Below are 5,001 nucleotides of genomic sequence, written 5' to 3' on the forward strand. Positions count from 1 at the left end.
CAAGGACATTGAAAACTAAACAGAAAACACGTCAAAGAAAGTAGTAAGAAAAAAGAGTCAAGAGAACAAGTTATTGTTTGAGATAAACAATGGAGAGTTTGATCCTGGCTCAGGATGAACGCTGGCGGCGTGCCTAATACATGCAAGTCGAACGCACTGATTTTATCAGTGAGTGGCGAACGGGTGAGTAATACATAAGTAACCTGCCCTCATGAGGGGGATAACTATTAGAAATGATAGCTAAGACCGCATAGGTGAAGGGGTCGCATGACCGCTTCATTAAATATCCGTATGGATAGCAGGAGGATGGACTTATGGCGCATTAGCTGGTTGGTGAGGTAACGGCTCACCAAGGCGACGATGCGTAGCCGACCTGAGAGGGTGGACGGCCACACTGGGACTGAGACACGGCCCAGACTCCTACGGGAGGCAGCAGTAGGGAATTTTCGGCAATGGGGGAAACCCTGACCGAGCAACGCCGCGTGAGGGAAGAAGTATTTCGGTATGTAAACCTCTGTTATAAAGGAAGAACGGTATGAATAGGAAATGATTCATAAGTGACGGTACTTTATGAGAAAGCCACGGCTAACTACGTGCCAGCAGCCGCGGTAATACGTAGGTGGCGAGCGTTATCCGGAATCATTGGGCGTAAAGAGGGAGCAGGCGGCAATAGAGGTCTGCGGTGAAAGCCTGAAGCTAAACTTCAGTAAGCCGTGGAAACCAAATAGCTAGAGTGCAGTAGAGGATCGTGGAATTCCATGTGTAGCGGTGAAATGCGTAGATATATGGAGGAACACCAGTGGCGAAGGCGACGATCTGGGCTGCAACTGACGCTCAGTCCCGAAAGCGTGGGGAGCAAATAGGATTAGATACCCTAGTAGTCCACGCCGTAAACGATGAGTACTAAGTGTTGGGGGTCAAACCTCAGTGCTGCAGTTAACGCAATAAGTACTCCGCCTGAGTAGTACGTTCGCAAGAATGAAACTCAAAGGAATTGACGGGGGCCCGCACAAGCGGTGGAGCATGTGGTTTAATTCGAAGCAACGCGAAGAACCTTACCAGGTCTTGACATACCTCTAAAGGCTCTAGAGATAGAGAGATAGCTATAGGGGATACAGGTGGTGCATGGTTGTCGTCAGCTCGTGTCGTGAGATGTTGGGTTAAGTCCCGCAACGAGCGCAACCCTTGTCGCTAGTTACCATCATTAAGTTGGGGACTCTAGCGAGACTGCCTCTGCAAGGAGGAGGAAGGCGGGGATGACGTCAAATCATCATGCCCCTTATGACCTGGGCTACACACGTGCTACAATGGACGGATCAAAGGGAAGCGAAGCCGCGAGGTGGAGCGAAACCCAAAAACCCGTTCTCAGTTCGGACTGCAGTCTGCAACTCGACTGCACGAAGTTGGAATCGCTAGTAATCGCGAATCAGAATGTCGCGGTGAATACGTTCTCGGGCCTTGTACACACCGCCCGTCACACCATGAGAGTTGGTAACACCCGAAGCCGGTGGCTTAACCGCAAGGAGAGAGCTGTCTAAGGTGGGACTGATGATTAGGGTGAAGTCGTAACAAGGTATCCCTACGGGAACGTGGGGATGGATCACCTCCTTTCTAGGGAGAAGAGCGTGAGTTTCTGTTTAGTTTTGAGTGAGCTTGAAGAGGGCGAACTCAGGGAACATTGAAAACTGAATAGTAATCTAGTAAAAACAAAACTTTTTACAAACGAAAAGATAAGATGAAAGAAACGAGATCAGGAATAGAAATTCATGAGAAGGTTGAATCATCTAGTCAAAGTGGTAAAAAAACTAAGATAACAAGCTGAGTGATCGAGAGATCACGAAACAAAAAAACAAGTAGAACTTGAACACTTTAGGTTAAGTAAGAAAGAGCGTATGGCGAATGCCTAGGCACAAAGAGGCGAAGAAGGACGCAGCAAACGGCGAAACGCGACGGCGAGCAGTAAGCAGGCAAGGACCCGTCGATGTCCGAATGGGGGAACCCGGCATCCGTAATGGGATGTCAGCGCATGATGAATAAATAGTGATGCGTGGCGAGACGCAGGGAACTGAAACATCTCAGTACCTGCAGGAGAAGAAAGTAAAGAACGATTCCGTAAGTAGCGGCGAGCGAAAGCGGAGGAGCCCAAACCATCGCAAAGATGGGGTTATAGGGCTGTCAGCGAAGCAGACATGACATGATAGGAGAAGCTTCTGGGAAGGAGCGACGAAGAGGGTGACATTCCCGTATCCGAAATCGTGAAGTGATGCGAGACAGTACCTGAGTACGTCGGGGCACGTGGAATCCTGACGGAATTATCGAGGACCATCTCGAAAGGCTAAATACTCCTTTGTGACCGATAGTGAACCAGTACCGTGAGGGAAAGGTGAAAAGAACCCCGGGAGGGGAGTGAAAGAGAACCTGAAACCATATGCTTACAAGAAGTCAGAGCCCGTTAAGGGGTGATGGCGTGCCTTTTGTAGAATGAGCCGGCGAGTTATGATATGCAGCGAGGTTAAGCAGGAGATGCGGAGCCGAAGCGAAAGCGAGTCTGAATAGGGCGAGAGTTGTATGTCATAGACCCGAAACCGAGTGATCTAGCCATGATCAGGTTGAAGTTGGGGTAAAACCCGATGGAGGACCGAACCGACCCCCGTTGAAACGTTGGCGGATGAATTGTGGCTAGGGGTGAAATTCCAAACGAACTCGGAGATAGCTGGTTCTCCCCGAAATAGCTTTAGGGCTAGCGTCAGAGTGAAAGTTATGTGAAGGTAGAGCACTGAATATGTGATGGCCTCATCCCGAGGTACTGAATATAATCAAACTCCGAATGTCACAGGAACATATCTGGCAGTCAGACTGCGGGTGATAAGGTCCGTAGTCAAAAGGGAAACAGCCCAGACCATCAGCTAAGGTCCCAAAATATATGCTAAGTGGAAAAGGATGTGGAGATGTCCAGACAACCAGGAGGTTGGCTCAGAAGCAGCCACCCTTTAAAGAGTGCGTAACAGCTCACTGGTCGAATGACTCTGCGCCGAAAATTTACCGGGGCTAAGCATAATACCGAAGCTATGGATTTATACGACAAGTATAAGTGGTAGGGGAGCGTTCCTGTCAGCGAGGAAGCATGACCGCAAGGACATGTGGAGCGGCAGGAAGAGAGAATGCCGGTGTGAGTAGCGGAACGTGGGTGAGAATCCCACGCACCGAATACCCAAGGTTTCCAGAGGAAGGTTCGTCCGCTCTGGGTAAGTCGGGACCTAAGGCGAGGCCGAAAGGCGTAGTCGATGGACAACGGGTGGAGATTCCCGTACCTGATGAAGAGGCAATGGAGTGACGGAGCAGGCTAGGCGATCCAGCTGCTGGAATAGCTGGTGCAAGCGAGGTAGGGGACATCCAGGCAAATCCGGATGTTGAAACCCGAAGGCGTGACGCGTATGGAACATTACGATAAGTACAGAAGTCGCCGAAGCAAGCTTCCAAGAAAAGCTTCTAGCAATCAACTCTTTGTCAGCCCGTACCGAAAATGGACACACATGGGTGAGGAGAGAATCCTAAGGTGAGCGAGAGAACTATAGCTAAGGAACTCTGCAAAATGACTCCGTAACTTCGGGAGAAGGAGTGCTCATTGAGAGATGAGCCGCAGTAAAACGGCCCAAGCGACTGTTTACCAAAAACACAGCTCTCTGCCAAGACGCAAGTCGAAGTATAGGGGGTGACGCCTGCCCGGTGCTGGAAGGTTAAGAGGAGTGGTCAGCGCAAGCGAAGCCATGAATTGAAGCCCCAGTAAACGGCGGCCGTAACTATAACGGTCCTAAGGTAGCGAAATTCCTTGTCAGGTAAGTTCTGACCCGCACGAAAGGCGTAACGATTTGGGCGCTGTCTCAGCTGTAGACTCGGTGAAGTCTTAGTACCTGTGAAGATGCAGGTTACCCGCGACTAGACGGAAAGACCCCATGGAGCTTTACTGTAGCTTGATATTGGATTTTGATGCATGATGTACAGGATAGGTAGGAGACGAAGAGACGGATACGCCAGTATTCGAGGAGTCGCCGTTGGGATACTACCCTTCATGTATTGAAGTTCTAACCGGACGCCATAAGCTGGCGACGGGACAGTGTCAGGTGGGCAGTTTGACTGGGGCGGTCGCCTCCCAAAGAGTAACGGAGGCGCCCAAAGATACCCTCAGCATGGTTGGAAATCATGCGTAGAGTGCAAAGGCAAAAGGGTGTTTGACTGCGAGACCAACAAGTCGAGCAGGGACGAAAGTCGGGCTTAGTGATCCGGCGGTGCCGAATGGAAGGGCCGTCGCTCAACGGATAAAAGCTACCCTGGGGATAACAGGCTGATCTCCCCCAAGAGTTCACATCGACGGGGAGGTTTGGCACCTCGATGTCGGCTCATCGCATCCTGGAGCTGAAGTCGGTTCCAAGGGTTGGGCTGTTCGCCCATTAAAGCGGTACGCGAGCTGGGTTCAGAACGTCGTGAGACAGTTCGGTCCCTATCTGTCGTGGGCGTAGGAAGTTTGAGGAGAGCTGCCCTCAGTACGAGAGGACCGGGGTGGACAGACCAATGGTGCACCAGTTGTCACGCCAGTGGCACAGCTGGGTAGCTAAGTCTGGAAGGGATAAACGCTGAAGGCATCTAAGTGTGAAGCCCCCTCCAAGATGAGACTTCCCATTCTTCGGAAGTAAGACCCCTCAAAGACGATGAGGTTGATAGGTCAGAGGTGTAAGCGCAGCGATGTGCGAAGCTGACTGATACTAATAGGTCGAGGACTTAACCAGAAGAAGGTTGTTCAAGAAGAAGGCGAGATTACTGTTCAGTTTTGAGTGCTCCGAGAGGAAGGCACCAGGAGAGATCTGGTAGCGATAGCATGATGGAAACACCTGTACCCATCCCGAACACAGAAGTTAAGCATCATAACGGCGACGATAGTGAGCAATCGCGACAATAGCAAGCTGCCAGTTCACTTCGGATATCCACACTGGATATCCTTTTTTT

The 5,001-nt window shown here is 50.7% G+C and carries 3 rRNA genes; all 3 read left to right on the forward strand.

The features are described 5' to 3' along the window. Positions 1-86: 86 nt before the first annotated feature. The 3 genes from GQF29_RS18175 to rrf all read left to right on the forward strand — a co-directional run bounded on the left by GQF29_RS18175 (position 87) and on the right by rrf (position 4,967). Positions 87-1,611: ribosomal RNA gene (locus GQF29_RS18175) — 16S ribosomal RNA — on the forward strand. Between the two features lie 261 nt (positions 1,612-1,872). After that, a 23S ribosomal RNA gene (locus tag GQF29_RS18180) occupies positions 1,873-4,784 on the forward strand. 74 nt (positions 4,785-4,858) lie between these two features. Then, a 5S ribosomal RNA gene (gene rrf, locus GQF29_RS18185) occupies positions 4,859-4,967 on the forward strand. Together the 16S, 23S and 5S rRNA genes form the textbook arrangement of a ribosomal RNA operon. Positions 4,968-5,001: the final 34 nt, after the last annotated feature.

Source organism: Coprobacillus cateniformis (assembly GCF_009767585.1).
GTDB lineage: Bacteria > Bacillota_I > Bacilli_A > Erysipelotrichales > Coprobacillaceae > Coprobacillus > Coprobacillus cateniformis.